This is a genomic window from Azospirillum canadense (genome assembly GCF_025961225.1).
Lineage (GTDB): Bacteria > Pseudomonadota > Alphaproteobacteria > Azospirillales > Azospirillaceae > Azospirillum > Azospirillum canadense.
On record NZ_JAOQNG010000010.1, the window covers coordinates 1,945,001 to 1,963,267 of the forward strand.

Sequence of the window (18,267 nt, forward strand, 5' to 3'; positions counted from 1 at the left end):
AGGAAATAGCCCCCGCATGAGACCGTACCCGAAACCGACACAGGTGGACTGGTAGAGCATACCCAGGCGCTTGAGAGAATGGTGTTGAAGGAACTCGGCAAATTGCCCTCGTAACTTCGGAAGAAGAGGGCCCCGTTCGTGCGCAAGCGCGGGCGGGGGGCACAGACCAGGGGGTAGCGACTGTTTACTAAAAACACAGGGCTCTGCGAAGCCACACAAGGCGACGTATAGGGTCTGACGCCTGCCCGGTGCCGGAAGGTTAAGAGGAGGGGTTCACGCTCCGAATTGAAGCCCCGGTAAACGGCGGCCGTAACTATAACGGTCCTAAGGTAGCGAAATTCCTTGTCGGGTAAGTTCCGACCTGCACGAATGGCGTAACGACTTCCCCGCTGTCTCCAACACCAACTCAGCGAAATTGAACTCTCCGTGAAGATGCGGAGTACCCGCGGTCAGACGGAAAGACCCCGTGCACCTTTACTACAGCTTTGCAGTGGTGCTAGGGATCTCATGTGTAGGATAGGTGGGAGGCTAGGAAGCCCGGGCGCCAGCTCGGGTGGAGCCATCCTTGAAATACCACCCTTGAGGTCTCTGGCATCTAACCGCAACCCGTGATCCGGGTTCGGGACCCTGCATGGCGGGTAGTTTGACTGGGGCGGTCGCCTCCCAAAGTGTAACGGAGGCGCGCGATGGTTGGCTCAGAGCGGTCGGAAATCGCTCGACGAGTGCAATGGCATAAGCCAGCCTGACTGCGAGACCGACAAGTCGAGCAGAGACGAAAGTCGGCCATAGTGATCCGGTGGTCCCACGTGGACGGGCCATCGCTCAACGGATAAAAGGTACGCCGGGGATAACAGGCTGATGACTCCCAAGAGTCCATATCGACGGAGTCGTTTGGCACCTCGATGTCGGCTCATCACATCCTGGGGCTGGAGCAGGTCCCAAGGGTTCGGCTGTTCGCCGATTAAAGTGGTACGTGAGCTGGGTTTAGAACGTCGTGAGACAGTTCGGTCCCTATCTGCCGTGGGTGTCGGAGTTTTGCGAGGATCTGTCCCTAGTACGAGAGGACCGGGATGGACATACCTCTGGTGGACCGGTTGTGACGCCAGTCGCATCGCCGGGTGGCTAAGTATGGACGGGATAACCGCTGAAAGCATCTAAGCGGGAAACCCACCTCTAAACCAGAACTCCCTTGAGAGCCGTGACAGACCATCACGTCGATAGGAGGCATGTGGACGGGCGGCAACGCCCGAAGCTGAGCCTTACTAATCGCTCGATCGGCTTGATCCTCGCGCCGGGAACGGCGCGCAAAACCGAACGTCGTGTGCAGCGGCAAGCCGCTCATGCGCCGGAACATGCATCCCGCTTATCTCGACCTTATGAACGACCATACGAAAAGGGCGTCCGCAATGCGGACGCCCCTTTCGCATTCAGTTCCGTTACTCACCTAACCCCTTGAACCCCATGTCGCTGTCGGCCGCGGTGACGAACCAGTTGCGCGGATCGCCGAGCAGCGGCGCCAGGTCGGCCCGGTCGGCGGCGGCCCTGGCCATCATCCGGGTCGGCTGGCGCAGCCCGTTCTTCAAACACAGGAAGCCCATCATCGACAGCGGCCGCGCGGCGAGCGGGTTCAGGGTGCGGCAGAGCAAGGCGGCCATCCGCTCGCGCCGGACCTTTTCGACCAGAAGGGCGAAGGCCGGCATCAGCCAGCCCGGCCGGGCGAGGTAGTCGCAGACGACGCCGACGGTTTCCCCACGCCAGCGGTCGACCCGCAACACGACGTAGGCCATCACCGTGTCGCGCCGCATGACGTAGAAGCGGCGGTGCCGCTGCGCGGTCGGGGCGCTGTCGAAGCGCCAATTCAGGAAAGCCCAGTCGCGCCGCGCGATGCAGGTGTGCTGCGGGGCCGTCGCAGCCCACAGATCGTCGACGCGCGGGTCGAAATGGTCGACCTCCACCAAGCGGCCACCGAAGGCACGCGCCGCGGCGTGGCAGGCCAGCGAGGCGCCGGTGAGCGCCGGCTTGCCCAGCCTCGCGGCCATCCGCGCCAACCCGCCGTCGTAAGGGCTGACGCGCAGGCAGCGCGGCGGGTCGAGGACGCGCAGGTAGGTCGGCACGTTGCCGAGGTCGAGCCAGCCCGCGCGCTTGTAGGACTTGTAGGCGGCGTCGGTCATGGACAGCGAGATGGCCGCTTCGCTGGCCGCCGCGTGGGACTCCGACAGGCCGGGCCCAACCCCGCGCAGCCGCCATTCCGGGGCGACCATCAGGTCGATCGCCCAGGAGGCGCGGCGCACGCGCTCGCCGACTTTCAGCGCGAAGGGGATGCCGGCCTGCTGGCCGACGATCCCTCCGTTGCGCTTGCAGACCCAGAGCTGCATCCCGTCGGGATCCCGCTCCGGCGGTTCCTCGAACAGCCAGTGGAAGTGCGCCTCGTCGAGCTGGATCGCGTCGGTGCCGAAGCTGTCCCGTTGGAACGCCTCCAGCGCTGGACGATCGCAGGGCTCGTAACGCGCGACCCCCCGCTGGGTCCATGCCATCACGGTCATGCGTCGCTCCCGTCAACCTCGACGAACTTGGCAATGGCGGGCTGGACGAGCGCGGCGTTGCGCAGGATGCGGCCCGACGTGCGGCGCTTCAGAACGATGTCCTTGTAGACGCGGCGCACCTGCTCCGCCGACAGGTTCAGCGCCTCGGCCGCCTCCTCCGCCGACACGCCGCGGCCGAAGGCGCACAGCGCCAGGTCCAGCTTGTCGTAGGGGATGGCGTAGTAGAACTCCTCCTGCGACTGTGGCAGAGTGTAGGTGTCCGTGCTCGGCGCCTGGCCCTGGATGTCTTCCGGCAGACCCAGCCACGCCGCCATCTGGTAGACCTGCGACTTGAACAGGTGCGCGATCGGCTTCAGGTCGGCCAGACCATCGCCGCCGCGCACGAAGAAGCCCAGCTCGTACTCCAGACGGTTCGGCGTGCCCAGCACCGCGTAGTTCAGCCGGTCGGCGTGCGTGTATTCCATCGTCTTGCGCACGCGCTGCTTCAGGTTCGTCGCCGCCACCACCGACAGGTACACGTCCACCGGCATCCGGCTCGTCTGCATCTCGCCTTCGGGCGACTGCACGGTCATCGTGAAGTAGTTCACCCGGTCGGCGTCGAGCAGGCCGGCGGCCAGCCCGATCTTCTGCTTCCAGCCCGGCCCGTATTCCGGGAAGAGCCGCCGGATCGCGCTGTCGCGCCGCTCGTAGCAGCCCAGAGCGGTCAGCGGCGCGGTGATGTTCTCCATGATCGGCTCGATGCCCAGGCTTTCGCACAGCAGCCGGCCGCGCCGCGTGCTGTCGGGCGAGGACTCCTTCTCCGGCATCAGGATGGCCAGCACGCGATCCGGTCCCAGCGCGCGCACGGCCAGCGCCGCGCACACCGAGCTGTCGATGCCGCCCGACACGCCGAGCACGATGCCCTGGCGCTTCAGGTCGTGGGCAACCGTGCGCTGGATGAACTGTTCGATCTCGCGCGCCGCCGCCGCGCAGTCCAGCGAGAGGGCGGTGGCGTCGAAGGAGGAAAGGGCCTTCAGCATGGCGTCGGTTATCCCGGTTCGAGTGTGTGTTGGATCGTGTGGATAGGGGGTATCGAAAAGGGGGCGCGGTCAGGCGGCCCCGACCTCGCAATGCTCTTCGAGTATGTGGATGGGGGTAGTGTCGAGCTTCGCGCGCGCCGCCGCCGCTTGGGCCGGCAGTTCGTCCAGCGTGGCGCGGGCGAGCATCTGCAGGGTCAGCACGCCGACCAGCGCCATCTCCTCGCGCTCCCCGGCCATGCGGCCGTCCTGGCGGTGGGCCTTGCCGGCCAGCGCCGCAACTCCGGCGGCGTCGACCAGCCCGTAGCGGGCCAGCGATTCTTGCGACAGCAGGTCGTGGACGTAGCCCGGCGCCTGGGCGCCGAACAGCGCCGTGGTCATCGGCGCCCGGTAGGGGCGCTTGGGCCGGGCGCCGATCTCCGCCGGCAGCAGGCGGGCGGCCAGCCGGCGCAGGGCCAGCTTGTCGCGCAGGCCCAGCATCTTCACCCGGTCGGGCAGGGCGGCGCACAGGTCGTCGACCCCGGGATCGAGGAACGGGTAGCGCACCTCGATGCTGTGCGCCATGGCGACGCGGTCGCCCTGGCCGGCCAGCAGGTAGGGTGTCATGAAGGCGGCCATCTCCACCCACTGCGTGCGGGCCAGCGCGCTCCAGCGCGACCAGCCGTCCGGCAGCTGGGCGGCCACCGCTGCGTCGAACGCCGCCGCGTTGGCCGTAGCCCGCACGTCGGGCGCCAGCAGGCGCTGCGTCCAGGCGGTGTTGGTCCAGCGGATGCGGTGGGCGTAGAAGGGGTCGTCGGTTTCCGTCATGCCGCGCTTCCAGAAGGCCTGCCACAGCGGGCTGTCCTTCTGGCCGTTCACCGCGGCGAAGGGGTGGATGCGGCTGAGCAGCTTCGGGCGGGCGGTGCTGTCCGGCTGGCGCGCCCAGAAACGGCGGACCTTGTCCTCCTTGAAAATGTCGTAGCCAGCCAGCCACTCGTCCGCACCCTCGCCCGACAGCACGACGCGGATACCGGTCTCCTGCACCAGGCGGGAGAGCAGGAACAGCGGGGCCGGGGCGGTGCGCACCAGCGGCGCCTCGCCGTGCCAGACCACGTCGGGCAGGGCTGCCTGGATGTCCTCCGCCCCGCACAGGATGTCGTGGTGCTCGGTCCCGACATGGCCGGCAACCAGCCGTTGCTGGGCCGTCTCGTCGAAGGCGGCGTCGGCGAAGCGCACGCCGAAGCTGTGCATGTGCGTGGTGTCGAGCTTGCGGGCCAGCGCCGCAATGACCGAGCTGTCCAGTCCGCCGCTGATGTAGACGCCCACCGGCACGTCGGCGCGCAGGCGCAGCCGGATGGCGTCGGTCAGCTTCTCCTCCAGCCGGTCGGCCGCCTCATCCAGCGAGATGTTGGACAGGGCCGGGTCGCCGGACAGGTCCGGCTCCCAGTAGCGGTCCTCGTGCAGGCGCAGGTCGGCATCCACGCGGATGGCCGTGGCCGGCGGCACGGCCTGCACGCCGGCGAAGACGCTGCCCTGCGGCGCCACGCTCCAGTGGGTGAAGACCTGGGCCAGCCGGGCGGCGTCGAAGCGCGGCTCGACGCGGCCGCCGCCGAACAGAGCCTTGGCCTCCGAAGCGAAGGCGAGGTGGTCGCCGACGCGAGCGTAGAACAACGGCAGGATGCCGAGCCGGTCGCGCACCAGCCACAGCTCGCGCTTGACCGTGTCCCACAGGCAGACGGCGAACTGGCCGTTCAGCTTCGCCCAGGCGGCGGGGCCGTACTCTTCGAAGGCGTGGACGACGACTTCGGTGTCGGTCTGGGTGTAGAAGCGGTGGCCGCGGGCCTCCAGCTCGGCGCGCAGCTCGACGTGGTTGAAGATCTCGCCGTTGAACGAGATCCACAGCGTGCGGTCCTCGTTGTGGATGGGCTGGAAGCCGCCGGCCAGGCCGACGATGCTCAGGCGCGCGTGCGCCAACCCGATCCGGCCGTCGCGGTAGAAGCCGTAGCCGTCCGGGCCGCGATGGCCGAGCATGGCGATCATGCGCTTCAGCTCGTCCAGGTCGGCCGGCGCGGCGCGCGGCCCGGCGAGAACACCGGCGACACCACACATGGGGTCAATCTCCTAAAGCGGGGTGGCGTTGAGGTCGGGTCAGGCGGTCTCGGCCTACGCGGTTTCCGCCAGCACGGCGCGCTTGATCTTGCCGGAGTCGGTCTTGGGCAGCGCGTCGCGCAACTCGACGAACTTGGGCACCAGATGGCTCTCCAGCCGGCCGCGGCAGTGCTGGCGTATCTGCGCCTCCGACAGGGTGGCCCCCTCGCGCGGTACGACGTAGGCCTTCACCGCCATGCCGTCGGCCGGGTCGGGCACGCCGACCACCACCGCCTCGGCCACCGCCTCCAGCTCGTACAGCGCGTTCTCGACCTCCTTGGGGCTGACCTTCTCGCCGCGGCACTTGAAGACGTCGTCCTTGCGACTGACGAAGTAGAGGAAACCGTCGGCGTCGCAGGTGAACAGGTCGCCGGTGTGCAGCAGCGTCTCGCCGAGCGGGCCGCTGCGCAGGCGCTTGGCCGTCTCGTCGGGGCGGTTCCAGTAGCCGCGCATGACGTTGGCGCCGCGCACCACCAGCTCCCCCACCACGCCGGGGGCGGCGCGGTGGCCCTGCTCGTCGACGACGTAGGCCTCGCAGTTGGGAATGGCGCGGCCGACCGAGGCGGCCTTGGCGGCGAGGTCGCGGGGGTCGAGCGTGCAGATGCGGGTGCAGCACTCGGTCATGCCGTACATGGAATGGAAGGCGGCGTCGGGGAAACGTTCGCGCAGACGCTGGATGTGGGCGGTGGGCAGCGGGGCGGCGGCGTTGGTCAGGTAGCGCAAGCTGGACAGGTCGGCGCCCTTGAAGGCGTCGAGCCCGAGCAGGGTGGAGAAGACGGTGGGCACGCCGGGCAGGCCGGTGATGCGGTGCCGGACCATGCGGGCCAGCGTGTCGGCGGGGAAGGCGAAGGAGCGCTCCAGCACGACGGTGAAGCCGACCCGCGCGCCGGTGAGGACCTGGGAAAGGCCGTAGCCGAAGGTCAGCGGCAGCAGGCAGAAGACGACGTCGTCGGGGGTGTTGGCGAGGTAGGTGGAGATCGACCAAGTGGTGCTGACCAGGCTGGCGTGGCTGAGCATGACGCCCTTGGGCCGGCCGGTCGTGCCGGAGGTGTAGAGGATGGCGGCCAAGTCCTGGTCGATCAGGCCCGGGTCGGCGGGGGCGCGGTGCGGGCCGGCGGCGACGTCGGCCCAGCAGAGGCTGCGCGGCCCCAAGCCTTCGGCGCCGGCCGGAACGGCCGGGCCGACCCAGAGGGTGGCGGCGAGGTGCGGGGCTTCGCCCAGCGCCGGGACGACCTGGCGGGCCAGCGCCGCCGGGGCGACGAGGACGCGGACGTCGGCGTCGGTGAGGATGTAGGCGAGCTTGTCGGCCTTGGTGGAGGGGTTGACGGGGACGTAGACGGCACCGGCCTTGAGCGCGCCGAACAAGGCGGCGACATACTCGATGGAGTTCTCCAGCATGACCGCGACGCGGTCGCCGCGGACCACGCCGGCGGACTGGAGCGCGCGGGCTACGGCGTCGCTGAGGCGGTCCAGCTCGGCAAAGCCGACGCTGGCCTCCCCCGCCACCAGCGCCGGGTGCCGCGGCGTCCGTGCCGCCGTCTCACTCAGATAGTGATGAAGCAGGTGGGCCATGACTCGTCCCCGTGTCTCGTCCCTGTGTTGCGTCCCCGTGTCCCGATCCCGTGGCTGTTCAGGCCGCGGTCTTCAGCGCCTGCTTGCGCTGGACGTAGTCGGAGATGCGGGCGACCGATTCCAGGTTGTCGGCCACCATGTCCTCGTCATCGACGACGATGCCGAAGTGCTCTTCGAGGAAAGCGACCACGTGCATGATCCCGGTGGAGTCGATGATGCCCGACTCCAGCAGGGACTCCGTGTTGTCGAAGCCGGAGTCGTTCCCGAGCAGGAAATTCTCCACGATGAAGGCGCGGATCTCCGGCAGGACGGGGGCGCTCAGGGTCGTCTCGGTGGTGATGGCGGTCCGCATGTCGTTGGCAACTCCTGTGGGTTTGTTCATCAATCCTTGGCCGACAGACGGTGACAGGGCGCTGGGCCTTCTGTCGTCGTAATCCGGAAGCGCTCTTTGACCGTTTCTTTGCTACCGCTTCGTCCGGGAATGATTGGGCAGCGAATTGTCCATTCCTTGCAGTGGGCTGGCGGTAACAACGCTGAGCACGTCACTCTTTATTGCATCCGGGATCGGCGTTTTCGAGAGGGCAAAGGATGGTTGCCCGGTGAAGACAGTGGTTAGCCACTCAGAGGCATTGCATTTTCAAGAGGAATACTATGTCATACCATCACCCATCAGGATCGGGCGGGCGGCCTAGGCTGAGCTTGCGAGCTTCGCCGAAGGGAAGCCCGTTGCCAAAGCGGGTCATAGGCCGTGGGTGATGGCCGTGGGTGATGGGCAGCGCTGGCGTTCTCTCGGCGCGGCGGAGCTGGGCGTCTTCAATGACCTTTTGCGACGCCCATGATTTTGCTTTGTTCATGGTGGCGGGATAGAATCGATCCGACAGCGCCCGTGGTGCGCCCGCAGGCCCCCAGGCCCGCGAAGCCTCACCGCTCGCCGGCCGTGAGACACGTCGCCATCGAGTGTTTCACGATGTTTCATTCAGTGACCGAAGCCGGCCGCACAGGGCAAGGCCCGCTGTGCATCGCTGCACAACGGGCGTCTACGGACCACGCATTGATCGGAGACTCACGCCGCCGGGACGGGTTGCCCGTGCGACGCGGCCGGGGCCATGGGGTCGGCGCCGCCCTTGCGCTTGCGCAGCCAGGCGGTCAGGCCGGTCACTTGGACGGCCAGCCAGTCCACGGACGCGTCGTCGGACACCGGGACCGCCTTCAGCCGCAGCGGATCGGCGTTCGGGCCGTTCCAGCCCGGATCGATGGTGCGCGCGGTGCGGTAGCCGGCCCGGCGGATGATGTCGACCTCGCGGTCGCTGAAGTCGCCGTTGGGGAAGGCGAAGTGGCGGCAGGGCTCGCCCAGCGCCTCCTCCAGTTCGGCCTTGCAGAGCGCGATCTCGTCGGTGACGCGGTGGTCATCGCACTGCAGCAGGATCGGGTGGGTGCGGGTGTGGGCGCCATAGTCGACCACGTCGCGCAGGCGCAACACCTCGTCCCAGGTCAGGGATTGGCGGCTGTCGGTCTCGCGGTCCGGGTCGTTGCCGGCCTCGGCCAGGCGCCGGCGCCGCTCCCCGTCGGGAACGCGCTTCAGGGACTCCACACCGATGCTGTCGGCGGCTGGCGTCTTCCACCAGTAGGGGCGGGTGGTGCCAACGACCTGGCTGCACAGGTAGACGGTCGGCCGCACGCCGAACTCGCGGAAAATCGGGGCGAGCTTGGCGTTCTCCTTGTGGCCGTCGTCGAAGGTGACCACCAGCGGGTAGGGCGGCAGGTCGCCCCAACGCCCCGTCTCCAGGGCGTTGGCGACCGCGTCCAGCGTGGTGAAGCTGTAGCGCTTGGCATACCAGGCGAGATGCTCGCGCAGGGTCTCCGGCTCGGGATCGTGGTAGACGACGATGCTGACCCGGCGGCGGGCGAACAGAAGGCGCTGCATGGCGCCGAACCCTGTCCAGCGCAGGATCCCGGCGGCGAGGGCTTGTTTCGACATGGCTCTTTCCTTCTGAAGGGTCCGCCGAGGATCAGCCGGAGCGCGCGCTGCGCGTGCGGATGGACGCCCCGGTCCCCGCGGCGCGCGCCGACGGCATCGGGTCAACCAGCCAGGCGCGGGCGTTGCGACGGTAAATTTCGATGATGCGTTCGCGATAGACGGCGATGTCGAACTGCCGCTCGAAGCGGGCGCGGGCGCCGTGGCCGAGCTGCCGGCGCAGGTCCGGCTGGTCGATGACGCGGGCCAGCGCCTCGGCCAACGCCAGGCGGTCGCCCGCCGGCACGAGCAGGCCGGTCTCGCCGTCGGCGATGGCGTCGCCGACGCTGCCGACCGGGGTCGCGACGATGGTCAGGCCGTTGGCCATAGCTTCCAGAACCGACATGGGCAGGCCTTCGAACATCGAGGGCTGCACCAGGACGTGGGCAGCGATCAGCTCGCGTCGGCAACCCTGCTGGTCGAGCCAGCCGGTGAAGCGGATGCGGTCCTCGATGCCCAGCGCCTTGGCCTGCGCCCGGTAGGTTTCCAGGTCGCCGTCGCCGGCGATGGTCAGATGCCAGGGCTTGCCGCGGCAGACGTCGGAAGCCAGCGCGTCCAGCAGGACGTCGATGCCCTTCAGCTTGATCAGCCGCCCGAGGAACAGCAGGCGGACCGGATCCTCGTCCGGCCGTTCCGGGACGACATCGGGGCCCGGCACCGCGTTGTGCAGCAGCGTGACACGCCGCGCCGCGGGGCCGAAGGTGTCGACCACCCAGTTGCGCCAGTATTCGCCCAGCACGACGATCTCGCTGGTCATCGCGAACATCTGCCGGATCGCCCAGCGGGCGGCCGGGCCGGCGTCCTCGTAATGCTTGGGGAAACGGCCGCCGTGCAGGTGCAGGATGACCGGCACATGGAACAGGGAGGCGAGGCCGATGAACAGCCCCTTGCGCAGGACGCTGCCGTATTCCGCCATATGGATGTGGATCAGCTGACCCCGGCCCAGCGCGAAGCAGACCAGAAGGCGCAGGAAGGCCGCGGCGAAATAGAAAGGCATCAAATGGAATTTGCCGTTCGGGCCGTAGCTGTCGATCACCTCGAAGCGCAGCTCCGGGCTGTTCTGCCGCAGATCGGTCGTGAAATTGTCGACGATCCGACCCATGCCGCCCTTTTCGCGGGTGCCGCCGGGTGAAACGATGTAGATCATCTCCGCTCCTGGTCTTGTACCCTGCCCGTCGAACCGCACCGATTGTGGCGCAGCGACCCCTCTTGACCGAATGGACCAGCGCTTTGTCACACTATGCTGCAGTAAAATCCGCGGCAATGTCGCTGGTGTAGTACGCTTTGGTCAAAGGTTGCTGCTCGAAAGACAATCGAAGCGAGCGTTCGTTCGAGAAGGTAGGTCAAGATTTTTTGGGTTAATCTTTCTGGTTTATGGATGTGGCTATTGACGTCCTGCGCGCGGCAGTGACGGCTTTGGCGCCGTGGTGTCCGGGAGGGGTGTGCGCTGCGGAAGCCGGACGGCGTCGGCGCTGTCCAACTCCGAGTACAGCTCCTGCAGGGACCGGCTGTAGGCGTCGATCACGAACCGTTCGAGGAACAGCCGCCGCCCCTCCGCCGACAGCCGGGCGTAGAGCGCCGGATGGCGGGCGAGGTCGGTGACGGCCTGCGCCAGCGCGCCGGGTTCGTTGACCGGAATGATGCGGGCGGTCTCTCCATCCGTCAGCACCTCCGGGATCGATCCGACGGGCGTGGTGATGACCGGCAGGCCGGCCGACAGGGCTTCCAGGATCACCATCGGCAGGCCCTCGTGGGTGGAGGGCAGCAGCAGGATGTCGTGCGACCGGATGTGGGCGTGTGCCTCCTCCCGCGAGACCCAGCCGCGGAAATCGCACTCTCCCGCGATGCCCAGCTCCTCCGCCATGCGGCGGTAGCCGTCCACGTCGCCGCCGCCGCCGATGGTGACGCGGAACCGAAGGCCCTCGTCCTTCAACAGGCGGCAGGCGCGCAGCATCGTGCCGATGCCCTTGCGCTCGGACAGGTTGGCGAGCACCAGGAGCGACAGGACCGCCCCCTCCGGCGGCGCCTCGCGCGGGGGGAGATCGGCACCGATGTCCGGGACCGCGTTGTAGAGGACGCGCACCTTGTGCGGGTCGGTCCCCACCGACTGCACCAGGAAGGTCCGCCAGCTCTCCCCAAGGACGATGGCCAGCCCGCAGCGGCCGAACAGCCAGCGGGAGATGGCGCGGGCCGCCGGGCCCTTGTTGAAATACTCCATGAAGGTGGCGCCGTGGAGATGGACCACCGTCGGGCAGGAGAACAGGTCGGCGGTCAGCTGGACCGCCGCCTTGCGCCAGAAGCTGCCGTTCTCCGACACGTTGATGTGGATGACCGAGGCCTTTCTGCGCGCCAGCAGGCTCGCCAGGCGGGCCAGCGTGCGCATGAGGTAGACCGGGGAGGCGGCTGCGCTGCCGTCGCCGCGGGTGTCCAGCACGACCGTTTCAGGCGCCGACGGCGACCGCCGGAAGCAGTCGACGATGTACCCCGTCATGCGCCCGATGCCCCCTCCGCCGTCCAGGGCTCCGGGCGTGGCGAAGACGACGCACGCAGATGACCGTTTCTTGCGCATGGGATCCTTCATCCTCAAGCGGCGCCGGGAGCGGAGTAGATCGCTTGGCGGAGCCGTCGGCGCAGGCCGACCGGCATCAGCGAATGCATCAGGAAGGTGGCCAGCGCCATCGGGGTCGGCGCCCCGTCGCGGAGCGCGGCGCGCAGGATGCGCCGGCGCACGGTGGCCGTGCGCGCGGCCTGCTCGCCGCCGGTCGCCTGCAGGAGCAGGCTGGCGTAGGCGCGCGGCGACAGCATCGGCCGCATCGACTCCGCCCAGCCCAGGGCCATGTCGATGTTGTGGCAGGTGGACAGGGTGATGCGGTCGGTTTCCGTGTAGTGGATCGCCATCACGTCCGGGATGGTGACCAGCACGCAGGCATGGATCCGGCCGCAGGCGATCAGCCATTCCCAGTCGTCGAAGGCCGACTTCGGGATCGGTTGGCGCAGCAGCAGTTCTTTGGGCGCCAGCAGCGTCGTGGTCGGGGCGAAGGTCTCGCCCTTGAACAGGCCGTGGCGGACGAACAGGTAGTCGCCGATCGCGTCGCGCGGCGTGCACAGACGGCGCGGCCATTCGAAGTCGCCGCGGGCCGTGACGACCTTGCAGCGGCAGCTCATGATCGGGTAGCGGACGCCGGGCGGGCGGGCGGCCATCTGCGCGGCGACCTTCTCCCGCATCCATTCGTCGTCGTCGTCCAGGAACGCGATCCAGGTGCCCTTGGCGCGCTCGACGCCCAGGTTGCGGGCGCCGGCGGCGCCGCGGTTCTTCTGGAGCGGGATGACGACGAGGCGCGGATCGGCGATCGTGCCGAGCCGCGATTCGGTTTCCGGGTCGGGACCGTCGATGATGACGATCACCTCCAGGGCTTCGTAGGTCTGCGCCAGGGCGCTCTCGACAGCCCGCGTCACCATATCGGGCCGGTTTCGCGTCGGGATGACGACGGTGACCATCTCTTGCGAGGACGTCATGACAAAACCTTCAGTCGCGACGGAAATTCAGGGCGGAAACGGCTGGGCGGCTGCACGCCGTCAGCTGGGGCGTCTGGACCCGGTCCAAGCCGCCGCGGCGGGCGGCGCGCCGTAGGACGTCCCGTAGGGGGAGGAGCTGGCGAAGGCCGGACGCGCCGCCTGGGCTTGCATGCGGGCCTGGAGCCGCGCCCAGCGGCGGCGCTGGACCAGCCGCGTCACGCCGACGACCAGCACGATCCAGTTCAGGGAGTGGCGCTCCAGGAACACGCTCTCGGAGATCGAGATCAGCAGCAACGCGCAGCCCACGGTGAAGATCCAGGCGGGCTCGGCCTTGTTGACGCTGTAGCGGATCGCGGCGAAACCCTGGAACAGCATGCGGCCGAGCAGGAAGATCACCAGGGCGACGCCCGGCAGGCCGAGGTCCAGCCAGGCCTCGATCCAGCCGTTGTGGGCGGAGTTGATGCCCCAATCGTGGGTGAAGGCGCTGCCCGGCCCATAGGCACCGTACCAGTAGGCCGCATAGCCCCATCCCAGCACGAAGCGGTCCTGGATCGACATCAGCGTGTGTTCCCACAGCACCGTGCGGCCGGTCAGGGTCGGGTCGCGGCCCAGCCCGTACAGGATGTCGTGCCAGAAGGTCGTGCCGCTGGTCAGGCCGACGACGGCCAGAAGCAGCAGGAAGGCGAAGGTCGGGGCGAAGCTGCGGATGCTCCCGCGCACCAGGCCGCTGGAGAACAGCAGGCCGGCCACCAGGAAGGAGGTGACGAGGCCCGTGCCCGACCGGCTCATCACGATCAGCAGCAGCGCCAGCGCCAGCAGCGGGCGCACGATCCAGCGCTTGCCCTCGCGCTGCCAGTCCAGCCAGAGCAGGCACAGAACCAGCCAGACCATCATGCGGCCGGTGACGTTCTTCTGCCAGAAGACGCCCTTCCAGGCGCCGACATGCTGCTCGTGGTCGAGGCCGACGTCGGGCATCGCGAAGACCGCGGCGAAGGACAGGAACATCAGGATCGTCAGCCCGGTCACCAGCAGCCGCATGATCTCCGGGAAGCTGTAGCGCAGGGCCAGGTAGATGCCGAAGACGGTGGTGAACAGGAAGGCGATCGACCGGCGCAGCGTCACGTCGGGGTAGATCGACCACAGCGCCGACACGAAGGCGAGCACGACGACCAGGGACAAGGCCGGGCTGCCCGTCGGGATTCGGAACGCCAGGCGGGGGCGCGAACCGATCAGCGCCAGGATGAGCACATAGACCGCCGTGAACCAGAACACCGCGCCGGGGGCATCCGGGTCGGTGCTGCCCCCGCCGGTCAGCAGTGCCGGAAGGACCGAACCGCCGAAGGAGACGATGCAGAAGACGGTGATGCTCTTTTCCAGAACTTCGAGGACTTTCATGGGGCCGCTGTTCCGGGTGAAAGGGCTGCGATAGGCATGGAACGCCCGGCGGACGCACCTTGCTTCGTGGTCAGAAGATGTCTCCCCGATGCCCGCCCCGATAGCCGAGCGGAGGCGTTAGGCCGAAGGAGGCTCCGACCGACCGGAGTACCCCGCGCCGTGGAGAGTATCCGTCCTTGCGCGTTCTGGGCTGTCCCGGCCCTGCAATCCGGGGCCGCCGAAGCCCGCCGCGCAGACGCGCGAAGCCCCCTCTCCCACGGGGGAAGAGGGGGCTTCGCGATGCGGCAGGGTTATGACCCGTCGCCCTTCAGGACCATGATGGCGGTCTTGCAGAGGATGTAGAAGTCGAACAGCAGGCCGCAGTTGCGGACGTAGAAGACGTCCATCGAGACGCGTTCCTGGAAGGTGGTGCGGTGGCGCCCCGACACCTGCCAGTAGCCGGTCAGTCCGGGACGGACGGTGCCGATGACGTCCGCCGACACGCCGACCTCCGGCAGTTCCTTCGGCATGTAGGCGCGCGGGCCGATCAGGCTCATGTCGCCCATAAGGATGTTCCACAGCTGCGGCAGCTCGTCGAGCGAGGTCTTGCGCAGGAAGCGGCCGAAGGGGGTGATGCGCGGGTCGACCGTCAGCTTGTGGTAGGTCATGTACTCTTCGCGGATCTTCGCGTCGCTCTCCAGAAGGCGCTGGAGATGCTCCTCCGCGTTGACGTGCATGGAGCGGAACTTCAGCAGGTCGAAGGTCTGCTTGCCGCCGGCCCAGCGCTGCTGGCGGAACATCACCGGGCCCGGGCTGTCCAGCTTGATCGCCACGGCGATGGCCAGCATCAGCGGGGCGACCGCGACGAGCAGGAGGGAGGCCAGCACCACGTCCAGGAAGCGACGGATGCGCAGGTAGCCGGTCGGCGGACGGACCGAGACGCGCAGCGCCAGCGAACCGTGCAGATTGTGGTAGGTCGCGTCCACGGCGCTGACGTTGCCCTCGCCCAGCAGGCAGTAGACCTGCTTGAAGGGCAGCTTGCCGACCAGCTCGGTCAATTCCTTGCGGTGGCGGCTGATGTCCGCGACGATCGCCGCCTGGGCCTGCTGCGCATAGGCCGGCGACGTGACGAGAAGTTCCGTCGGGCCGACCACCGGCAGGTTGGCGACGCGGGTCTGCCACAGGCTGTCGTCGTCGTCGAAGAAGCAGACCGGGCGCATGCCGAGCCAGGGCAGGCGCTGCAACTTCTCGGCGATCGCAGCGCCCTGCGGACCGGCGCCGACGATGACCACCGGCGTGCGCCAGTTCAGCGCGCTCGCCATCAGGCCGTGCACCACCAGCAGGTCGGCGGCGTAGGTAACCACGAAGCCGATCAGCGCGACCGACAGGGACTCCACGAAGAAGGACCGGAACCCGTCCATCACCACAAAGGGAACCGCCAACACGGCCCCGGACAGCAACGCCGCCTGAAAGGTGCGGCGGGTCCGCTCCAGATAGTCAAAACGACCCAACGAATAGATTCCGAACACCGATTTGACCAAAGGCACCAGCATCAACCCCGTGACCAGCGCCCGCTGCGACAGGTCCGCCTCCATGGACAGGGTGTCGTGCCCGAACAGCTGGAGGAGGGCCCAGCCGAGCAGGGTCAGCACGAAACCGTCGGACAGCGCCAGCAGAAGGCCGGGGCCCAGCATGGGCATGGCCGTCTTTTTGGCAGGAGCCAGATTGATGACCGCTTCAGGGTCCAGTTTGCTCATCGCAGGTTCCATTATGTTTGAAATGGAATGCCATCCATCTCGCGCCTGAGCTAACGCTCTGCGGCAGGAGATGTCGTCTCATCAGCATTGTCTTTGAGGCGGCCTGTGTTCTGATCGACACACAAATATTAACAGCGTGGCTCCCTAGGTGATCAGAGGTCAGGGCCGCTCGTTGTTGGTCACGAATTAGGATAAAGGCTGCCGTTTATCAACAAATCACAAGTGGGTCCGTTGGGCCGGAGGAATACCGCCCGGTTTCGATCGGATCCGAGAATCGAATATTAAAGCGAATCCAAATGGCTGACCGTTCCAGTTGTGCCTAACGCGTTTGGAGGGTGCCGCGAGGGATTCCGGCCCGGATTATCTAAAAATCACCGCAAATTGGGGGTAGAGGGGTAGAGTTCCCGATCTCCAGTGGCGGGATACGGTGGCGAAAGGTGGACCCCTGCGCAGGTCTGGCACCCCGCTTGGACGGGCACTTGACGCGGCGTATCCCGAATGACTGTAGGCAAACGATTCCGGATGACGGTGCGGCTCCAAAGCACCGTTGAAGGGCTTCCGGCTGGCCGGCAACGTCATCGGGATGCGGTGCTTCCGCCCGAAGGCCGGGCGCTGCGCGGGCGGAGGGCACAGGGACGCGGGCTGGCGCTGGGAATGGCATAAGCCGTCGCGTGTACGACCGAAGAGCCGGCTGCGGTCCCAAGGCGAAATTGACACCGCTCCACCCCGTTCCAATCATTCCGTGTGCGTTCGGCGGCCGGGCCGGTGTCCGGTGTTGCCGTGCGTTGCCTTTGCGGAGTTCCTGATGGCGTCCGAAGCAGCGACGATCTTGAAACACGGCTGGATGTTCATGCTGGCCAACGTGGTGAACCGGGCGGCCGGTCTCCTTCTGCTGCCCCTCTACACGAAGCTGCTGTCCCCATCCGAATTCGGGGTCTACGCTCTGGTCGTGGTGGTCAGCGACCTGCTGGCCGTCATGCTGATGATCGGCATGAACAACGCCTTCACCGCGGTCTATTTCGAACATCCCGACGAGGAGGGCCGCCGCCGGGTGATCAGCACCTGCCTGCTGGCCCTGGTCGGCGCCGCGGTGGCGATGCTGGGCCTCGCCTGGCCGGCCGGCGCCGCGGCGAGCTGGGCGATGTTCGGGTCGGCCGAACACGCGCTGGTGATGGCCGTGGCGCTGGGCAGCGTCGCACTGACCACCCTGTTCGAGCTGGCGCTCGCCTATTACCGGGCGCGCAAGCGTTCCGGCCTGTGCCTCACCGTCTCGCTGGTGAAGGTCGTCGCCCTGCTCGGCTTCAACGTGGTGTTCCTGTGGGGCCTGGACCTGGGCGTCACCGGCATCTTCCTGGCCAACGGCGCGTCCTTCGCGGCGCTCGGCGCCCTCCTGATGGTGATGATCCTGAAGGACAGCGGGGTTGCCTTCTCCTTCCCGATCCTGCGCCGGGTCGCGGCGCTGGGCATGCCCTACGCGCCGCAGTCGCTGCTGGACATCGCCAACAACTTCGTCTCGCGCTGGCTGCTGAACATCCTGCTGTCCACCGCGGCGGTCGGCCTGTTCGCCTTCGGCATGCGGCTGTCGCAGATCCTCTTCATGTTCCTGACCGCCTCCTTCCTGCAGATCTGGTCGGTCAGCCGGCTGGAGGCGCAGCACGGGGCGTCCGACCACGGCCAGGCGAACTTCGTCTTCCACCTGTTCGTCGTGCTGCTGACCGGGGCCGGGCTGGGGCTGGCGCTGACCGCGCCGGAGATCCTGTGGCTGATCGCGTCGCACGACTACACGCCGGTGCTGCCCTGCATGCCCTTCCTGGTGATGGCCTATGTGCTGCACGGGGTGCGCATGAACCCGGAGGTGGCGATCCTGAAGGCCAAGCGGGTGGGCGTCCTGCCGTGGATTTCTGCGGCGAGCCTGACGGTCGGGACCGCGCTGGCCGTAGGGCTGGTGTGGAAGTGGGGCCTGCTGGGCGCGGCGCTGGCCAACCTGGGGCGCGAGGTGTTCCAGATCCTGCTGACCGAAACGGTGCGCCGCCGGCTGTGCCGCGACGAGATCCCGCTGAACGCGGTGCGAATCGGCTGGATCCTGGTGCCGGCCGCGGCGGCCTACAGCGTGGGCTGGTTCCTGTTCGGGGACGCGGTGGACCCGGCTTTCACGGCCGAGAAGGTCGGTCTGACCCTGGTCTTTCTGGCGGTGGCCGTGTTCGGCCCCGGCCTGGGCGCCGATGGCCGGGCGATGCTGGGCAAGCTGCTGGCCGGTGGCATGCGCCGGGCGCCCTCAGCCTCCTGACCGCGTACTGATACAGAAGAAGGGCCGGCAGCGTGCGCTGCCGGCCCGAGTTTTTACCCTT

At 67.7% G+C, this 18,267-nt stretch carries 12 protein-coding genes and 1 rRNA gene (1 of these 13 running past the window's edge); 2 read left to right on the forward strand and 11 right to left on the reverse strand.

The window, feature by feature from the left end:
- Positions 1-1,287 (forward strand): 23S ribosomal RNA (locus tag M2351_RS44660); it begins 1,459 nt to the left of the window's first position.
- Positions 1,288-1,436: 149 nt separating this feature from the next.
- On the opposite strand, the gene M2351_RS44665 is transcribed toward M2351_RS44660, so the two are convergent.
- From M2351_RS44665 to M2351_RS44715, 11 genes are all read right to left on the reverse strand, one after another.
- Positions 1,437-2,543 (reverse strand): GNAT family N-acetyltransferase, encoded by a 1,107-nt coding sequence (locus M2351_RS44665; RefSeq protein WP_264662364.1) that lies wholly within the window; start codon positions 2,541-2,543, stop codon positions 1,437-1,439.
- Complete coding sequence (gene nadE, locus M2351_RS44670) at positions 2,540-3,562, reverse strand: NAD(+) synthase (RefSeq protein WP_264662365.1); 1,023 nt, start codon at positions 3,560-3,562, stop codon at positions 2,540-2,542. Before nadE ends, M2351_RS44665 begins: the two co-directional genes overlap by 4 nt.
- Positions 3,563-3,631: 69 nt before the next feature.
- A complete protein-coding gene (gene asnB, locus M2351_RS44675; protein ID WP_264662366.1) occupies positions 3,632-5,647 on the reverse strand; it encodes an asparagine synthase (glutamine-hydrolyzing) in 2,016 nt (671 codons plus the stop codon).
- 54 nt (positions 5,648-5,701) lie between these two features.
- Entirely contained in the window at positions 5,702-7,258 is a 1,557-nt protein-coding gene (locus M2351_RS44680; RefSeq protein ID WP_264662367.1) for a class I adenylate-forming enzyme family protein, read from the reverse strand.
- Positions 7,259-7,316: 58 nt separating this feature from the next.
- On the reverse strand, positions 7,317-7,610 hold the full coding sequence (locus M2351_RS44685; RefSeq protein WP_209771524.1) for an acyl carrier protein: 294 nt from the start codon (positions 7,608-7,610) through the stop codon (positions 7,317-7,319).
- Positions 7,611-8,321: 711 nt separating this feature from the next.
- The gene (locus M2351_RS44690; RefSeq protein WP_264662368.1) at positions 8,322-9,236 is read right to left on the reverse strand and encodes a polysaccharide deacetylase family protein; all 915 of its coding nucleotides are present in this window, start codon (positions 9,234-9,236) and stop codon (positions 8,322-8,324) included.
- A 31-nt stretch (positions 9,237-9,267) separates the two neighbouring features.
- Positions 9,268-10,419, reverse strand: coding sequence for a glycosyltransferase family 4 protein (locus M2351_RS44695; RefSeq protein ID WP_264662369.1), 1,152 nt, complete (start codon positions 10,417-10,419; stop codon positions 9,268-9,270).
- A 237-nt stretch (positions 10,420-10,656) separates the two neighbouring features.
- Positions 10,657-11,841 carry a glycosyltransferase family 4 protein gene (locus M2351_RS44700; RefSeq protein ID WP_264662370.1) on the reverse strand — a complete coding sequence of 395 codons (1,185 nt, stop codon included), beginning with the start codon at positions 11,839-11,841 and terminating at the stop codon, positions 10,657-10,659.
- A gap of 14 nt (positions 11,842-11,855) precedes the next feature.
- Entirely contained in the window at positions 11,856-12,788 is a 933-nt protein-coding gene (locus tag M2351_RS44705) for a glycosyltransferase family 2 protein (protein ID WP_264662371.1), read from the reverse strand.
- Positions 12,789-12,848: 60 nt separating this feature from the next.
- Entirely contained in the window at positions 12,849-14,183 is a 1,335-nt protein-coding gene (locus tag M2351_RS44710) for an O-antigen ligase family protein (protein ID WP_264662372.1), read from the reverse strand.
- A 290-nt stretch (positions 14,184-14,473) separates the two neighbouring features.
- Entirely contained in the window at positions 14,474-15,919 is a 1,446-nt protein-coding gene (locus M2351_RS44715; protein WP_264662373.1) for a sugar transferase, read from the reverse strand.
- An 805-nt stretch (positions 15,920-16,724) separates the two neighbouring features.
- Here M2351_RS44715 and M2351_RS44720 point away from each other — a divergent pair.
- Positions 16,725-18,206: a lipopolysaccharide biosynthesis protein gene (locus tag M2351_RS44720; protein ID WP_264662374.1), complete on the forward strand. Its 1,482-nt coding sequence runs from the start codon at positions 16,725-16,727 to the stop codon at positions 18,204-18,206.
- The last annotated feature ends 61 nt before the right edge of the window (positions 18,207-18,267 follow it).

Excerpts from the sequence above, each read along its gene's own strand:
- M2351_RS44665 (WP_264662364.1), bottom strand. The coding sequence starts at position 2,543 with ATGACCGTGATGGCATGGACCCAGCGGGGGGTCGCGCGTTACGAGCCC.
- nadE (WP_264662365.1), bottom strand. The coding sequence starts at position 3,562 with ATGCTGAAGGCCCTTTCCTCCTTCGACGCCACCGCCCTCTCGCTGGAC.
- asnB (WP_264662366.1), bottom strand. The coding sequence starts at position 5,647 with ATGTGTGGTGTCGCCGGTGTTCTCGCCGGGCCGCGCGCCGCGCCGGCC.
- M2351_RS44680 (WP_264662367.1), bottom strand. The coding sequence starts at position 7,258 with ATGGCCCACCTGCTTCATCACTATCTGAGTGAGACGGCGGCACGGACG.
- M2351_RS44685 (WP_209771524.1), bottom strand. The coding sequence starts at position 7,610 with ATGCGGACCGCCATCACCACCGAGACGACCCTGAGCGCCCCCGTCCTG.
- M2351_RS44690 (WP_264662368.1), bottom strand. The coding sequence starts at position 9,236 with ATGTCGAAACAAGCCCTCGCCGCCGGGATCCTGCGCTGGACAGGGTTC.
- M2351_RS44695 (WP_264662369.1), bottom strand. The coding sequence starts at position 10,419 with ATGATCTACATCGTTTCACCCGGCGGCACCCGCGAAAAGGGCGGCATG.
- M2351_RS44700 (WP_264662370.1), bottom strand. The coding sequence starts at position 11,841 with ATGCGCAAGAAACGGTCATCTGCGTGCGTCGTCTTCGCCACGCCCGGA.
- M2351_RS44705 (WP_264662371.1), bottom strand. The coding sequence starts at position 12,788 with ATGACGTCCTCGCAAGAGATGGTCACCGTCGTCATCCCGACGCGAAAC.
- M2351_RS44710 (WP_264662372.1), bottom strand. The coding sequence starts at position 14,183 with ATGAAAGTCCTCGAAGTTCTGGAAAAGAGCATCACCGTCTTCTGCATC.
- M2351_RS44715 (WP_264662373.1), bottom strand. The coding sequence starts at position 15,919 with ATGAGCAAACTGGACCCTGAAGCGGTCATCAATCTGGCTCCTGCCAAA.
- M2351_RS44720 (WP_264662374.1), top strand. The coding sequence starts at position 16,725 with ATGGCGTCCGAAGCAGCGACGATCTTGAAACACGGCTGGATGTTCATG.